A 14,971-nucleotide genomic window follows, 5' to 3' on the forward strand; every position below is an offset into this window, starting at 1 on the left:
CGGCCTCTGACATCTGACTTCCGACGTCCGAATTAGAGGGGGGACTTAACCTGGCAACCAGAATTTCCTTCGGTACCGACGGCTGGCGGGGCATTTTGGCCCGGGATTTCACCTTTGATAATGTGGCCCTGGTGACCCGGGCGGTGGCCGATTACCTTGAAGCCCACCATCTGGCCGGACGAGGGGTGGTGGTCGGTTACGACAACCGTTTCCTGTCGGAACAACTGGCCGCCACCGTGGCCGGCGTCTTCACCGGGCGGGGTATTCCCGTCTATCTTACCGGAAGGGCCACTCCCACCCCCGTTACTGCCTTTGCCATCAAGGAACACCGGGCCGGGGGGGCCGTAATGCTGACGGCCAGTCACAACCCGCCCGAATATAACGGTTTTAAGTTTATCCCGGAATATGCCGGGCCGGCCCTGCCCCACATTACCCGGGAGATTGAAGATAATATTCACCGCCTGCAGGCAACCGGGGAACACGAAGGCGGTCCGGCTGAACCTTCCGGGGAAGCTGCTCAAAAGATCGACCCCCGGCCTGCTTACTTCCAGCACATCACGAAGCTCATTGATCTTGACGCCATTAGAAAGGCCCGTTTAAGGATTATCGTGGATCCCATGTACGGGGCGGGTATCGGTTACCTGGAAGATATTCTGGCCGGTGAGGGGATCGAGGTGGAAGCAATCCATAACCGGCGGGATCCCCTTTTCGGCGGCAGTCTCCCCGAGCCGACCGGAAAGTCCCTGGGAGAGCTGCGCTCCCTGGTCCTGGAGCGTGAGGCCCATCTGGGCCTGGCCCTGGACGGTGATGCCGACCGCTTCGGCATCATTGACCGGGACGGCACCTATATCGCACCCAACCTGTTCCTGCCCCTGCTGTACTACCACCTGCTCCAGACCCGGGGTGAACGGGGGCCGGTGGCCCGCACCGTAGCCACCACCCATTTGCTGGACCGCCTGGCCCGTGCTTTTAATCAAGAAGTTTACGAGACACCCGTTGGCTTCAAATACATCGGCCAGCACCTGCTGGAGAAGAACTGCCTTTTAGGGGGGGAAGAAAGCGGCGGGTTGTCCATCCGCGGGCACATTCCGGAAAAAGACGGCATCCTGGCCGGGCTTCTGGCGGCGGAAATGGTGGCCGCCCACGGCAAAAGCCTGACCGGCCTGGCCTACGAGGTTTGGTCCCGTTTTGGCCGCCTGTACAGCGAGCGGCTGGACATTCATACGTCGGCGGAAGAAAAGAAAAGGGTCCTGGGTGTATTAAAGGACCTTTATCCTCCGGAAATTGGCGGCTTGAAGGTGGAGCGGCGCATCGCCGTGGATGGGATCAAGCTGGTGCTGGAAAACGGCGCCTGGGTGCTGGTGCGGGCTTCGGGCACCGAGCCCCTTTTCCGTATTTACGTGGAGGCCAGTACTGAAGAGGAGCTGCGCCGTCTCCAGCAGGCCGCGCGGAGCATGCTGGGGCTGTAAACCACGATTCCTATCTCGCCGGGCTTGCTACTTCCGCAGGGCGTTCACCGCCTGGGCAAGCCCGGCGATGCTGGCGGCCAGGTTCTCCAGCTTGGTTTCAATACGCACCAGCAGGTAGGCGGTGACCACAATGGGAAAACCCAGGTTGCCTACTGCCTGCAAAATGGTTTCCACAAGGCAGCACCTCCGGATATGAGAAGTGAGAAGTGAGAGGTGAGAAGTGGGATTAAGAAGGCATTCGGCTAAAGCCGAATACCAACCTTGGAATCCCTTCTTACGTCTTCTAAAGTTTGTGGCCCGGGGAGGCCGGCCCCCGGCTGTGTTGCCGGGGGCCGGGATATTGAAGGGGATGGTTTAGGCCGGATCGTACAGGTCGTTGGTGGTGCGGTCGACGATCTGCACATCCTGCTTGGATACCAGGGCGCCGCCGCCGGTGAGAAAGACGTTCCTGCTGATGATCAGGTCCATTACGGCTTCAATTTCGGCGGCGGTAACGTTATCCCGGGGGTTGTCCAGGCTGATGGTGAAGTTGGAGCCGCTTTGATTTTTAAAGACCATGCGCAGGGTCTGGGTGGTGGTGACAGCCACGAGAATGCACCTCCTTATTGTTTTGGCGTAAATATTCAGTGAACCCGGTTGGATGCGGCCCAGCACTCACCTAAATATGACTCTGCTCCCGGTGTTTCAGGTTTAATTGACACATCAGGTTTTGGGAAGAGCTAGTATTCCAGTGAGTGCTGGGTCCCCGCTCACTCCAGTGCTCCGCGTAAGATGCGCACCGCGGCTCGCTTCGGGCCGCCCAGCACTCACTGAATAAGCCATACTGCGAAAGCCAAATTTTCTACTGTCTTTTGCATTTGCCCTGGAATGAGCATTTTTGCCGGTGAGTGCTGGGTTGCCGGGTGCTGTTACCGGCGTGTGCTGCGTCGTTCGCCCCGGACAGCGCCGCATCCTCTTCATAACGGTTTTACTGAATATTTACGTTTTGGCCGGCTTTTAGTCGTGCCAGGGGAACCTGCTTTCTAATCGACAGGGGGGATCAACAGGCGGGGCCTGTATCCAAACCGGCCCCGCCTCCCTATGCGCCAACCATTACACCTGCACCAGGCGGGCGCTGTCAATCCGGTTCACGCCGGCCAGGGGGTATTCCTGCAGCCCGGCCAGGGCCTGGGCCACATCAAAGAGATCCTGGTCGGCGGCATCGGGGCGCACGTTATTCAGGTTTTTATTGCGGTAGACCGGGTTGCCCTCCCCGTCAAAGCCGGTTTGCAGCACCAGCCGCAGGACCGTGGTGCTGGGAACCTTGCTCACAGCCATAACGTGAAACACCTCCTTGAGCTTTGACCGAACACGTGTTCGCCTTTATGGCTTTATTATACCCCGGGCAGGGGGTACCGTCAAGGCCATAATTTGTCAGTTCATGTCTAATTTTGGAGCATTTCTATTTTAGGTACTTGTTGTATACCAGAATATGGTTGGCCAGCGTTGCTGCCGATTTTCAAGGTTGATGTCGATTTAATTTGACACTATTCGGGCTATTTGCTAGAATAGTCGTGGCAGTTTTTGCCCGCAGGACATGGAGGTGAATTGTATTGGCCAGGAGGCTGTTTACTTCAGAATCAGTTACCGAAGGCCACCCGGATAAGGTGGCCGATCAGATTTCCGATGCCATTCTGGATGAGATTATTGCCCGGGACCCCGACGCCCGGGTGGCCTGTGAAACGCTGGTCACCACCGGTTTGATTCTCGTGGCCGGCGAGATTACCACCAAATGTTATGTGGATATCCCCCGGATTGCCCGGGAAACGGTGCGGGAAATTGGCTATACCCGGGCCAAATACGGCTTTGACTGCGACACCTGTGCGGTGGTCACTTCCATTGACGAGCAATCGCCGGATATTGCCATGGGCGTGAATAAGGCCCTGGAGGCCCGTTCCGGGGAGATGACCGATTCGGAAATTGAAGCCATTGGTGCGGGGGACCAGGGTATGATGTTTGGTTTTGCCACCAATGAAACAAAAGAGTTCATGCCCCTTCCCATTGCCCTGGCCCACCGGCTGGCCCGCCGGCTGGCCACGGTCAGGAAGACCCGGGAACTGCCCTACCTGCGCCCGGACGGCAAGGTGCAGGTGACGGTGGAATATGAAGACGACCGGCCGGTGCGCATTGATACGGTGGTCATTTCAGCCCAGCATCACCCCCGGGTTCCCCTGGACCAAATCCGGGAAGACCTGATCGAAAAGGTTGTCCGGCCGATCATACCGCCGGAGCTGCTCAACTCTACCACCCGTTACTTCATCAACCCCACCGGTCGTTTTGTCATTGGTGGTCCCCAGGGGGATACGGGGCTGACCGGGCGTAAAATTATTGTGGATACCTACGGCGGTATGGCCCGCCACGGCGGCGGCTGCTTTTCCGGTAAAGATCCCACCAAGGTGGACCGTTCCGCCAGCTATGCCGCCCGCTACGTGGCCAAGAACATCGTGGCCGCCGGGCTGGCCGATAAGTGCGAGGTGCAGCTGGCCTACGCCATCGGCGTGGCCCGTCCGGTGTCCATAATGGTGGATACCTTCGGTACCGGCAGGGTCAGCGAAGAGCTTCTGGTCAAGCTGATCCGGGAACATTTTGACCTGCGCCCGGCCGGAATCATCAAAACCCTGGACCTGCGGCGGCCCATCTACCGCCGTACCGCCGCCTACGGCCACTTCGGCCGCACCGACATCGACCTCCCCTGGGAGCGCACCGACAAGGCCGAGATCCTGCGCAAGGAAGCGGGAGCGTAGGAGACCAGGCATATAGACATTGACAGCGCCGCATCCAACCGGGTTCACTGAATATTTACATTTAAACGCCGGGTAACCCTATCACCCCCGTTCGCGGTCCTGCATATGGTGGAGCAGGGGCGAATACGGGGGTGATTGACTTGCTGGTGCAGTTTCTCCTGGCGCTCTGGCTGGTGTGGCTCGTGCTGGTAGTGGTGAAGGTGTGCCGCCTGGTTCTGGTTTGCCGCCGTTATGCCGGGCATAGCCGGGGAAAACTGGTGTTGCTCCTGGGCAACCAGGATCAGGCCTGCGAGGGGTTTTTACGCCGGCTGGCTTTTGGATGTGAACTTTTGTTTCCCCGGGTGGAAATGGCCGTGGTGGTGGATGAACACAGTTGCGACGATACCTTTGGGATTGCCCGCATCCTAGGCCGCAAGCTGGGCTTCAGCGCCCTGCGGGCGAGGGAAACCAGCGGTGAGGAAAAGGCGGCCCTTTCGGCCATGCTGGTGCGCCTGCCGGGAGAACCCCGGAACGGCCTGGTTGGTGGGAAAAAACCCACCTGGTATTACGATGCCCGGGGATTACAGGGCCGGAACCTTTTACGCACACCCGTATTGCGGCAGATGGGCTGGGCGGCCTGAGGAACAGGGAGGAGGTAAACGACCTTTTCTTGTCGAAATAAACCCTTGAGGTGAGGAGTTTGAAGGGCATGCGTCGCATTACCCACGTTGCCTACACCTGGCTGGTCATCGGCCTGGGTGCGTGGGGCCTGGCGCGCCTTTTTTCTTTTCTGGACCTGGATTACGGCAGGCATTTTCTCGTTTTCATCGTCCTGGGGGTAGCCGCCGAGTGGCTGGCGGTCAACTTTCCCCACGGCCGGCTGTCGGGGGGTTTTGCACTGGTTCTGGCCACCTTTATCCTTTTTGATGCGCCGGCGGCGGCCTGGACCGGGGCCCTGGCCACCCTGATCAGTCAGGGGTTTTTGCCCCGGGGCAATCCCCTGCGGGCCGTTTTTTTCAATGCCGCCCAGCATGTGCTGGCGGTGATGGCCGGAAACTACGTTTTTCTCCGGGTTGCCGGTGCTGCCGGCAACCGGCTTACGGTGGAACTGGCCGCCGGCCTCCTTGCCTTTTCGGGGGCCTACTTTCTGGTGAATCACCTGCTGGTCTCTTTGTACGTTGCCCCCAGGAGATCCCTTTACCCCCTGCTTTCCTGGTGGGATGCCCTGCGCTGGGACGGGTTTACCTGCCTGTTCAGCATTCCCATAGGGCTGCTCATGGCCTTTTTGTACCGCGAAGCAGGTTTGTCCGGTGTGGTTCTCCTTTTCCTGCCCGTTCTGGTGGTACAGTTTGTCTTACGGTTATACGTGCATATGGAGCTGGTCAACAGGGAATTGCTGGCCCTCTACCACGTGGCCCGGGGATTGAGCCAGAGGCTTGATGTGCAGGAAATGTTGGACCTGGTGCTTAAAGAGACCCGCCGGGTGGTATCTTATCACAGCGGGGTGATTTACCTGTGGTCTGAGGACAGGCGGTATTTAGAGGCCCGGGCGGCTGCCGGTCCTTTCAGGGAAAAATTATGTAAGAGCGTGGTTTTTTCAGGGGAAGGTTTTATCGGCTGGGTCTTAGAAAACGGTGAGCCGGAAATTGTTCACGATGTGCGGGAAGATCCCCGGGTTCGGCAGGAACCGGGATTATTCCAGGTGCTGCGTTCTTTAATGGTTATTCCCCTTTCGGCCGACACAGGGAAGGTGGGTGTTCTGGTTATCGGGGATAAACGCCCCTTTGCCTTTAATGAAAACCACCTGCACACCGTTTCCGTCATTTGCGGCCAGGCGGCGATGGCCATTGCCAACGCCATCTTAATGGAGCGCCTGGCGGAAAGCGCCAATACCGACGGCCTGACTGGCATTTACAATCACCGTTATTTCACTTACCGGGCCGATGTCGAGTACCGGCGCACCCGGGATGCCGGGCTGCCCCTGGCGCTGATCATGCTGGATGTAGATAATTTCAAGCTGATCAACGACCGCTTCGGGCACGTGGCCGGGGATGCGGTGCTGGTGGAACTGGCCGGGCTCCTGCGGGATGCCGTGGGTGAGGCGGGGGTGGTTTGCCGGTACGGTGGGGAAGAATTTGCCGTCCTCCTGCCCGGCTATGATGCCGCCCGGGCCGGTGCCCTGGCCGGGGAACTGAGGCGGCTGGTGCGGGAACATCATTTTGCGGTAGAGGGCATGCCCCGGCAGGTACGGATCAGCCTGGGGGTAGCGGCCTGCCCCCGGGATGCGGTGGATGTAACCACGCTGGTGCAACGGGCCGACCAGGCACTTTACGGGGCCAAAAAAGCAGGCAAAGATCGCGTGATGCTGTACGAGCAGTTAGCCGAACTGCCGCGGTAGTGAGAAGTGGGAGGTGAGAAGTGGAAAGTGGGAAGTAAGAAGTGAGAAGTGAAAAGTGGGAGCTGATCGGGGTGCACCGTCTTTTAATCCCCCTGCGGGAACTGTGGAGCGATTTTCTGGATCTATTATTTCCCCCGTCCCGGGGGTGTCCCCTCTGTGGTGCCCCGGCGGAAGATGGAGAGCTTTGCCCCAGGTGCCGGGAGATGTTTTTAGACAACAGAATGCCGGTTGGCTGTACTATTTGCGGCTGCTTTCAGAGGCCGTCAGGAAAAAGAACCGGCACTCATGGTGAGGAGCCCGGAGGGTCTGGCAGTGGGGCTCTTGTCACAACTTCCCGGTCTACCGGCCGGGGCGGTGCTCCTTTCCCGCACCTGCTCTGCCCCCGGTGTGGGTCCGGGCGCCCTCCCTTTAACGCGGCCCGGGCCGTCGGTCCCTACGAAGGCGTGTTGAAAGAAGCTGTCCTGCGCCTGAAGTTTCGCCGGGAGCGGGGACTGGCACGCCCCCTGGGACGTCTTTTGGCCGCGGTGGCCCGGGAAATAGTTCCCCCTGGAACGCTTCCCCTTGTGGTCCCGGTGCCCCTTTCCCGGAAACGCATGCAGGCCCGGGGGTTTAATCAGGCCGAATGGCTGGCCCGGGAACTGTCCCTGACGCTGGGCTGGTCCCTTGTGCCGGCCCTGCGCAAGGTGCGGGAAACTCCTCCCCAGACCGGGCTATCCCGCGCGGACCGTTTGAGCAATCTGTCAGGCTGCTTTGCTGTTGCCCCGGACGTTCTGCTGCCGGGGCGGGTGGTGCTCCTGGTGGATGATGTTTTCACCACCGGCTCGACCGTCCGGGAATGTACAAGTACCCTTCTTGCGGCGGGTGCGGCGGGGGTCTACGTGGTCACCGTGGCTGCTCCTTTTTGTTCGCGTGATTTGACAGCGGGTTCGCCGGGGGAGGCATAAATGTAACTTAATGTGACAAAATTTTTGCTCACCAACAGTTTATCCAAATCCGAAAGGGTTGTCCGGCGGGTTATTAACAGGCTTATCCACATTATCCACAGCTTTTTCATCCACAGGAAACTTTTCCACAGGCGTTTTTCGACATGGCGATCCCGGTTGGACGGTGCCGGGTGCCGTTTTCAACTGTGCGCAGCTCCTGGAATTTCTCCGGCCGGAGGCGGTGGGTTCAGGAGTAACGTATGGTCGATTACATGGCAGGCCTTGACATCAGGGGTTAAATATGTTAGTATTCACCTGCGTGTGTGTGCAAGCACCCACGGGATTTTATGCTGGGAGGAATGTTTCATGCAGGGAAGAGTCAAGTGGTTCAGCGCCGAGAAGGGTTACGGTTTCATCGAGAGGGAGGACGGCAAGGATGTCTTTGTTCACTTCTCGGCCATCCAGGAAGAAGGGTTCAAAACCCTGAACGAAGGTCAGCTCGTGGAGTTTGATATCGTCGAGGGTGCCCGTGGGCCTCAGGCGGCCAATGTGGTGAAGTTATAAGTTTAGGGAGCAGAACCCCGGCCCGGTGGCCGGGGTTTTTGGCATTTTTGCCAGGCGACAGGCAGGAATTCCGGCTATTTTCGGGAATAATATTAATACCAGGGACCAGAAAGGAGAGGGTGCCAGATGAAAGTACAGGTACGGGGCAGGAACGTGGAAGTAACCAACGCCTTGAAGGAGTATGTGGAAAAGCGCCTGGGCAAGCTGGTGAAGTATCTCGACCTGATTGAAGAGGCGCAGGTAACCCTCACCGTGGAAAAGGATTCCCACCGGGTGGAAGTAACCATTCCCATCAACGGCATCATTTTGCGGGGCGAGGAAAGCACCGGCGACATGTACGCCTCCATCGACCTGGTGGTGGAAAAGCTGGAAAAACAAATCGAGCGCTATAAGGGCAGGCTGTACCGCCGCCTGGGCCGCCAGAACACGGAGGTGAAAGCCGGGGACAATAAAAAGGAGGAAGACGGCCCCCAGATTGTGCGCACCAAGCGGTTTGCCATGAAGCCCATGTCCGTTGACGAAGCGGTAATGCAGATGAACCTTCTGGGGCACAGCTTTTTTGTCTTCTCCAACGCGGATACGGAAAAAGTCAACGTGGTGTACCGGCGCAGGGACGGCAACTACGGCCTGATCGAGCCCGAGTTTTAAAGGTTTTACCCTCTAGAAATCCGCCGGCAGCAGCCTGTACTTGAAACCGTCCCCGGCGGGTGCTACAATAAATACCGGAGTTACTTTGGAAGAGGAACCTTTACGGTTCCTCTTATTTACGAAGGGTGATTTTTATGCTCAAGTTGCTGCGCAACTGGCTGGATGACAACGCGCGGGAAATAAAGCGTTTGCAGCGGACGGTAGATCAGATAAATGCCCTGGAGGGGGAAATTTCTGCCCTTTCCGATGGGGATTTGCGCGCCAAAACCGGGGAATTCAAGGAGCGCCTGGCCAGGGGCGCCACCCTGGACGATCTCCTGCCCGAGGCTTTTGCCGTGGTGCGGGAGGTCAGCCGGCGGATCCTGGGCATGCGCCATTTTGACGTGCAACTGATGGGCGGCATTGTCCTGCACCAGGGAAAGATTGCCGAAATGAAAACCGGTGAAGGCAAAACCCTGGTGGCCACCCTGCCGGTCTACCTCAATGCCCTTACAGGCCGGGGTGTCCATGTAGTTACGGTAAACGACTACCTGGCCCGCCGGGACAGCGAGTGGATGGGCCGGATTTACAAGTTTCTGGGTCTTTCCGTGGGGCTCATCGTGCACGGGCTGGATACGGCAGAAAGGCGCAGGGCCTATGCCGCCGACGTGACCTACGGCACCAACAACGAATTCGGCTTTGACTACCTGCGGGACAATATGGCCATCCACCCGGACCAGCTGGTGCAGCGGGAGCTTTTCTATGCCATCGTGGACGAAGTGGACAGCATTCTCATCGACGAAGCCCGTACGCCCCTGATCATTTCCGGCCAGGCCGACAAGGCCACCGATTTGTACTACACCTTTGCCCGCCTGGTGCCCCGGTTGCAAAGGGACGTTGACTACACGGTGGACGAAAAGGCCCACTCGGTCACTCTCACCGAGGAGGGCGTGGCCAGGGTGGAAAAGATGCTGGGGGTGGAAAACCTCTACGACGACCGGCACATGCAGTTGACCCACCACCTGAACCAGGCCCTGAAGGCCCATGCCCTGATGAAGCGGGACCGGGACTACGTGGTCAAGGACGGCCAGGTGATCATTGTGGACGAATTCACCGGCCGGCTGATGTTCGGGCGCCGTTACAGCGACGGCCTGCACCAGGCCATTGAAGCCAAGGAAGGGGTGCGGGTGGAGCGGGAGTCCCAGACCCTGGCCACCATCACTTTCCAGAACTACTTCCGCATGTACGAAAAACTGGCCGGGATGACGGGCACCGCGGCCACGGAGCAGGAAGAATTCCGCAAGATCTACGGGCTGGACGTGGTGGTTATTCCCACCCACAAGCCCATGATCCGCAGGGACCTGCCAGACGTGGTCTACAAAACCGAGCAGGCCAAATTCCGGGCGGTGGTTGAGGAAATTGCCCGCCGCCACGCCACCGGCCAGCCGGTGCTGGTGGGCACCATCTCCATCGAAAAGTCGGAGATCTTAAGCCGGATGCTCAAAAAGCGGGGGATTCCCCACCAGGTGTTGAACGCCAAGTACCACGACAAGGAAGCCGAAATAGTGGCCCAGGCCGGCCGGCTGGGAGCGGTGACCATTGCCACCAACATGGCCGGCCGGGGTACCGACATCCTCCTGGGGGGGAACCCGGAATTCCTGGCCCAGGCCGAGCTGCGCCAGCAGGGGTACGACCCGGGTGACGATGATCCCCGGGTGCGGGAACTTTACCGGGCCACCCTGGAGAAATACAAAAAGATTACCGATGAGGAACACAAGCGGGTGGTGGCCCTGGGCGGCCTGCACATCATCGGCACCGAGCGCCACGAGAGCCGGCGCATTGACAACCAGCTGCGGGGCCGGGCGGGACGCCAGGGGGACCCCGGCTCAAGCCAGTTCTTTATTTCCCTGGAAGACGACCTGATGCGCCTGTTCGGTTCGGAGAACATTGCCGGGATTATGGACCGGCTGGGCATTGAAGAAGATATGCCCATCGAGCACGCCCTGGTTACCAAATCCATCGAGACGGCCCAGAAGCGGGTGGAAAGCCGCAACTTTGACATCCGCAAGCACGTCCTGCAGTACGACGACGTGATGAACCAGCAGCGGGAAGTGATCTACCGCCAGCGGCGGCAGGTTCTCATGGGTGAAAACCTCAAGGAAGTCGTCCTGCAGACCATCGCCCAAACCGTGGAGCGGGCGGTGGACACCTACTGCCCCGAGGGAGTGCACGAGGAGGAATGGGACCTGGCGGGGCTTTTGCATTATGCCGAGCAGCTCTTCCTCCCCGGCCACAAGCTTACCCCCGGGGATTTTACCGATATGGGGCGCCGGCAAATTGTCGAAGAGCTCAAGGAGAAGGCCCTGGCTGCCTACGAGGCCCGGGAGTCGGAGCTGGGCGCCGAGGTGCTGCGGGAGCTGGAGCGGGTTCTGCTGCTCCGCATTGTGGACGAAAAGTGGATGGACCACCTGGACGCCATGGACCAGCTGCGGGAGGGGATTGGCCTCCGGGCGTACGGGCAAAAGGACCCCCTGGTGGAATATAAATTTGAAGCCTACGAGATGTTCCAGAACATGATTGCCAGCATCCAGGAGGACCTGGTCCGCTACATCTACCGGGTTAACGTGGTGCAGGCTCCCCAGCCGCAGCAGCGGCAGTTGGTGGAAAACCGCTACCAGGAGGAAGGCCCCCGGCAGCCGGTGCGGCGGGAACAAAAGGTGGGCCGCAACGATCCCTGCCCCTGCGGCAGCGGCAAGAAATACAAGAAATGCTGCGGCCGGGCGGCGGCAGGTTAAAGCCATCAAATAATAAGAGGTGAACAGGTTATGTACGCCGAACTGTCCCGGGAACTGGAGAACCTGGGTAAACGCATCGAAGAATTGAGGGTTTCTCTTTGACATTGCCCAAAAGGAAGAGGAAATAAAGCGCCTCGAGGAAGCCATGCTGGACCCGGGCTTCTGGAATGACCCGGAACAGGCCCAGCAGGTGACGCAGAAGCTGGCCGCCTTAAAAGACCGGGTGGCCCGGTACCGGGAACTGACCCGGGGCCAGGAGGACCTGGCCGTCCTCCTGGCCCTGGGGGAAGAGGAGGAGGACGAGGCGGTGGCCCGGGAAGTGGCCGGGGAGCTGAAGAAGCTTGCCCGGCGGGTGGAGAAGATGGAGCTGGAGGTGCTGTTGAACGGCCCCTACGACCGGGGGAATGCCATTGTCTCCCTCCATGCCGGGGCCGGCGGCACCGAAGCCCAGGACTGGGTGGAGATGCTCCTGCGTATGTACACCCGCTGGGCGGAGGAAAAGGGCTATCGGGTGGCCATCATGGATATGCTGCCCGGGGATGAGGCGGGCATAAAAAGCGTCACCTTTTCCGTGGCCGGACCCAACGCCTACGGCTACCTGCGGGCGGAAAAGGGCGTCCACCGGCTGGTGCGCATTTCCCCCTTTGATGCCGCCGGGCGACGGCACACTTCCTTTGCCTCGGTGGATGTGCTGCCCGAGGTGGAAGAGGATATACAGGTGGAGATCAGGCCCGAGGACCTGAAAATCGACACTTTCCGCTCGAGTGGTGCCGGCGGGCAGCATGTGAATAAAACCGACTCGGCGGTGCGCATCACCCACCTGCCCACGGGCATTGTGGTCCAGTGTCAGAGTGAGCGTTCCCAGATTGCCAACCGCAACGCGGCCATGAAACTGCTCAGGGCTAAGCTGCTGGATCTGGAAATAAAGAAAAAGGAGGCCGAACTGGCCGCCCTGCGGGGCGAGCAGGCGGAAATTGCCTGGGGCAACCAGATCCGCTCCTACGTCTTTCATCCCTACAGCCTGGTCAAGGACCACCGCACCGGGGTGGAGGTGGGCAACGTCCAGGCGGTCATGGACGGGGAAATAGACGAGTTTATCTCCGCCTATTTGCGGCAGAAGGCAAAAGGTTAGAACCAGTGCGAAGAGCACTGGTTTTTTACAATTTCCCACAATTCCTTGATAATTTTTCCGCATTCCACCTGTATATTTTAAGTGTGGTGGGGCTTGGCAAAGAAGGACCGCGTATGGGAATCCCGGTTTACCCAACCCTGACAAGGAACTGGCTGCCATGCTGTCGAAAACAGAATGACAGGAAGCCGGACTCTCTTTTCGCAAGAGAGTCTGGCTTTTTGGTAAAATGGAAAAAAAGGGGGATTGGCACTTGTTTCGTGTTTTCCTGGTTGAAGATGAAGTAAATTTAAGTAAAATATTAACTTCCTACTTAGAAAAAGAGGGCTGGGAAGTACGGTCCTTTAATGATGGGCAGTCCGCCCTGCAGGCCATGGGTGAGCACCCGCACCTGTGGATACTGGATATCATGCTTCCTGATATTGACGGTTACCAGCTCCTGCGCAGCATCAAAGAGGCGTCGCCGGACGTTCCGGTTATCTTCATATCGGCCCGGGATGCCGATCTGGATCGGATCATAGGCCTGGAGATGGGAAGTGACGATTACCTGGCAAAACCATTTTTACCCCGGGAACTGGTTATTCGCGTGCACCGTCTCCTGGAACGGGTTTACAAATCAACGCCGAAAAACCCGTTGATCGACCTGGGTTCCTATGTCCTGGATGAAGACAGGCGCATAGTTCTCAAGGGGCGGGAGAGCATCGAATTAACATCAAAAGAATTCGACCTTCTTTTGTATTTTGCCAGGCACAGGGGACAGGCCCTGTCCCGGGAGCAGATTATCAACCGCGTATGGGGGGTGGATTACGTCGGCAGCGACCGGGTCGTAGACGACCTGGTGCGGCGGCTGCGGAAAAAAATGCCGGACCTCCGCATCGAAACCATATATGGCTTTGGATACAGGATGACGGTCAAATGAAAAAAATTTCGCTGACGGTAAAAATGTGGCTGGCCCTTTCGCTGGTCAGCCTGCTGGTGTATGTGATTGTCATACTCATCATGCCCTTTCTGATCCGCAACTTTTTTACGGTTAGCATGATGGGGCCACAAGCGCCGCCGGAAAGACCGCCTGAAAAAAATGCCAGGGGGGGGAATATTGCCCCCGGGCCATCGCCCGGACCCTCTGTTCTGGGCAGGCCGGACTTTCGGATTCGTGATTTTATTGTTTTAGCAGACGGGACAACCATACCCGCAGAGGTTAAACAAATGTTTTCATCTTCGTTTATCCAGGAAATCCTGCAAAACGCGGTATCCCAGCAAACATCCACACATCTGTATGAATATGACCGTGGTCAGGAAAAGATTCGCTATGTCATAAGAAAAGAGCAGGCTTACGGGCGCCCTCTGTATCGGGTTGCGCTTATAAGAAAGTCGGAAGAAGACAGATTTATAAAAACATTATTGTTTAACTTTATGGTATTCACCGGTATTGCTCTGATAATCAGCTGGTTTGCTTCTCTTTTTATTGCCCGCTACCTGACCCGGCCGCTGATTCAAATGGAAAAGCATGTTAAGCGTATTGCCGGCCGCAACTGGCACGAACCCCTGGATGTAAAGCGGGGTGATGAAATAGGCCGGCTGGCCCGCTCCATTGAGATTATGCGCCGGCAGCTTGTTCGCCAGGATGAAATGCAGCAGTCCATGCTGCAGAATATCTCCCACGAGTTGAAAACACCGGTCATGGTAATCCGCAGCTATGCCCAGGCCATCCAGGACGGGGTCTACCCCAAGGGCGATCTGGCCGGCAGCATCCAGGTGATCGACGAGGAAGGTGCACGCCTGGAAAAGCTGGTTAAACAGTTGCTTTATTTAACACGACTTGATTACCTGGCCACGCGGGAAAGGGTTCAAAAAGAGGTAAAATTGAACACGCTGGTTGAAAATATAGTGCAGCGTCTGTGCCCGCAACGGCCGGAAATATCATGTCAGCTGGATTTGCAGCCGGTAAGTATTTCTGGAGATGAAGAAGTTCTGCGGGTTATGATTGAGAACCTGCTGGAAAATCACCTGCGGTATGCGGTTTCGCGTCTTGAGATCAGCCTCGGGTTAAGCGATGAAAAAACGGAGATGGTCCTCTCTTTCTGGAATGACGGTTCCAGGATTGAGCCCCACATCCTCGACCAGTTGTTCCAGCCTTTCCATAAAGGGCGGGAGGGCAAATTCGGGCTGGGGCTGACCATAGTCCAGCGGATCGTAAAAATGTACCGGGGAGAGATCAACCTGAAAAATGAGAGGGGCGGTGTATCTTCGACGGTTAAAATCCCCATTGAGGGACGTAAATTAACTGGTTGTTAAATTGGAATG

14 protein-coding genes are annotated in these 14,971 nt (G+C 57.9%); 11 read left to right on the forward strand and 3 right to left on the reverse strand.

From position 1 onward, the window contains the following. Positions 1-50 precede the first annotated feature (50 nt). Positions 51-1,469, forward strand: coding sequence for a phosphoglucomutase/phosphomannomutase family protein (locus J2Z49_RS00935; protein WP_307399157.1), 1,419 nt, complete (start codon positions 51-53; stop codon positions 1,467-1,469). Between the two features lie 27 nt (positions 1,470-1,496). Here J2Z49_RS00935 and J2Z49_RS00940 read toward each other — a convergent pair whose 3' ends face one another. The 3 genes from J2Z49_RS00940 to J2Z49_RS00950 form a co-directional block, all read right to left on the reverse strand. Further along, positions 1,497-1,643 carry a YvrJ family protein gene (locus tag J2Z49_RS00940; protein ID WP_013824351.1) on the reverse strand — a complete coding sequence of 49 codons (147 nt, stop codon included), beginning with the start codon at positions 1,641-1,643 and terminating at the stop codon, positions 1,497-1,499. A 180-nt stretch (positions 1,644-1,823) separates the two neighbouring features. Next, positions 1,824-2,057 carry a DUF2922 domain-containing protein gene (locus J2Z49_RS00945; RefSeq protein ID WP_013824350.1) on the reverse strand — a complete coding sequence of 78 codons (234 nt, stop codon included), beginning with the start codon at positions 2,055-2,057 and terminating at the stop codon, positions 1,824-1,826. Between the two features lie 504 nt (positions 2,058-2,561). Continuing rightward, the gene (locus tag J2Z49_RS00950) at positions 2,562-2,786 is read right to left on the reverse strand and encodes a DUF1659 domain-containing protein (protein WP_307399000.1); all 225 of its coding nucleotides are present in this window, start codon (positions 2,784-2,786) and stop codon (positions 2,562-2,564) included. Between the two features lie 275 nt (positions 2,787-3,061). On the opposite strand from J2Z49_RS00950, the gene metK reads away from it, so the two are divergent. The 10 genes from metK to J2Z49_RS01000 all read left to right on the forward strand — a co-directional run bounded on the left by metK (position 3,062) and on the right by J2Z49_RS01000 (position 14,962). Then, positions 3,062-4,252 (forward strand): methionine adenosyltransferase, encoded by a 1,191-nt coding sequence (metK, locus tag J2Z49_RS00955; RefSeq protein ID WP_307399002.1) that lies wholly within the window; start codon positions 3,062-3,064, stop codon positions 4,250-4,252. A 131-nt stretch (positions 4,253-4,383) separates the two neighbouring features. Continuing rightward, a complete protein-coding gene (locus tag J2Z49_RS00960; protein ID WP_307399004.1) occupies positions 4,384-4,872 on the forward strand; it encodes a hypothetical protein in 489 nt (162 codons plus the stop codon). A gap of 68 nt (positions 4,873-4,940) precedes the next feature. After that, positions 4,941-6,629 carry a GGDEF domain-containing protein gene (locus J2Z49_RS00965; RefSeq protein ID WP_307399006.1) on the forward strand — a complete coding sequence of 563 codons (1,689 nt, stop codon included), beginning with the start codon at positions 4,941-4,943 and terminating at the stop codon, positions 6,627-6,629. 41 nt (positions 6,630-6,670) lie between these two features. Continuing rightward, the gene (locus J2Z49_RS00970; RefSeq protein ID WP_307399008.1) at positions 6,671-7,573 is read left to right on the forward strand and encodes a ComF family protein; all 903 of its coding nucleotides are present in this window, start codon (positions 6,671-6,673) and stop codon (positions 7,571-7,573) included. Positions 7,574-7,918: 345 nt separating this feature from the next. Continuing rightward, positions 7,919-8,116, forward strand: coding sequence for a cold shock domain-containing protein (locus J2Z49_RS00975; protein ID WP_121450239.1), 198 nt, complete (start codon positions 7,919-7,921; stop codon positions 8,114-8,116). A 126-nt stretch (positions 8,117-8,242) separates the two neighbouring features. Further along, a complete protein-coding gene (gene hpf / locus J2Z49_RS00980; protein WP_307399011.1) occupies positions 8,243-8,764 on the forward strand; it encodes a ribosome hibernation-promoting factor, HPF/YfiA family in 522 nt (173 codons plus the stop codon). A gap of 134 nt (positions 8,765-8,898) precedes the next feature. Then, positions 8,899-11,538, forward strand: coding sequence for a preprotein translocase subunit SecA (gene secA, locus J2Z49_RS00985; protein ID WP_307399013.1), 2,640 nt, complete (start codon positions 8,899-8,901; stop codon positions 11,536-11,538). Positions 11,539-11,568: 30 nt separating this feature from the next. Then, a protein-coding gene (gene prfB / locus J2Z49_RS00990) for a peptide chain release factor 2 (RefSeq protein WP_307399014.1) occupies positions 11,569-12,670 on the forward strand; the annotation gives its coding sequence in 2 pieces (ribosomal slippage) (positions 11,569-11,637 and positions 11,639-12,670; 1,101 coding nt in all). 250 nt (positions 12,671-12,920) lie between these two features. Further along, on the forward strand, positions 12,921-13,586 hold the full coding sequence (locus tag J2Z49_RS00995) for a response regulator transcription factor (protein ID WP_307399016.1): 666 nt from the start codon (positions 12,921-12,923) through the stop codon (positions 13,584-13,586). Further along, a complete protein-coding gene (locus tag J2Z49_RS01000) occupies positions 13,583-14,962 on the forward strand; it encodes a sensor histidine kinase (protein WP_307399018.1) in 1,380 nt (459 codons plus the stop codon). Before J2Z49_RS00995 ends, J2Z49_RS01000 begins: the two co-directional genes overlap by 4 nt. Positions 14,963-14,971 lie beyond the last annotated feature (9 nt).

It is taken from the genome of Desulfofundulus luciae, from assembly GCF_030813795.1.
Taxonomy (GTDB): domain Bacteria; phylum Bacillota; class Desulfotomaculia; order Desulfotomaculales; family Desulfovirgulaceae; genus Desulfofundulus; species Desulfofundulus luciae.

Bases quoted from the DNA above. Each gene is read 5' to 3' on its own strand.
- J2Z49_RS01000 (WP_307399018.1), top strand. From the start codon at position 13,583: ATGAAAAAAATTTCGCTGACGGTAAAAATGTGGCTGGCCCTTTCGCTG.
- J2Z49_RS00975 (WP_121450239.1), top strand. From the start codon at position 7,919: ATGCAGGGAAGAGTCAAGTGGTTCAGCGCCGAGAAGGGTTACGGTTTC.
- secA (WP_307399013.1), top strand. From the start codon at position 8,899: ATGCTCAAGTTGCTGCGCAACTGGCTGGATGACAACGCGCGGGAAATA.
- hpf (WP_307399011.1), top strand. From the start codon at position 8,243: ATGAAAGTACAGGTACGGGGCAGGAACGTGGAAGTAACCAACGCCTTG.
- J2Z49_RS00965 (WP_307399006.1), top strand. From the start codon at position 4,941: ATGCGTCGCATTACCCACGTTGCCTACACCTGGCTGGTCATCGGCCTG.
- J2Z49_RS00950 (WP_307399000.1), bottom strand. From the start codon at position 2,786: ATGGCTGTGAGCAAGGTTCCCAGCACCACGGTCCTGCGGCTGGTGCTG.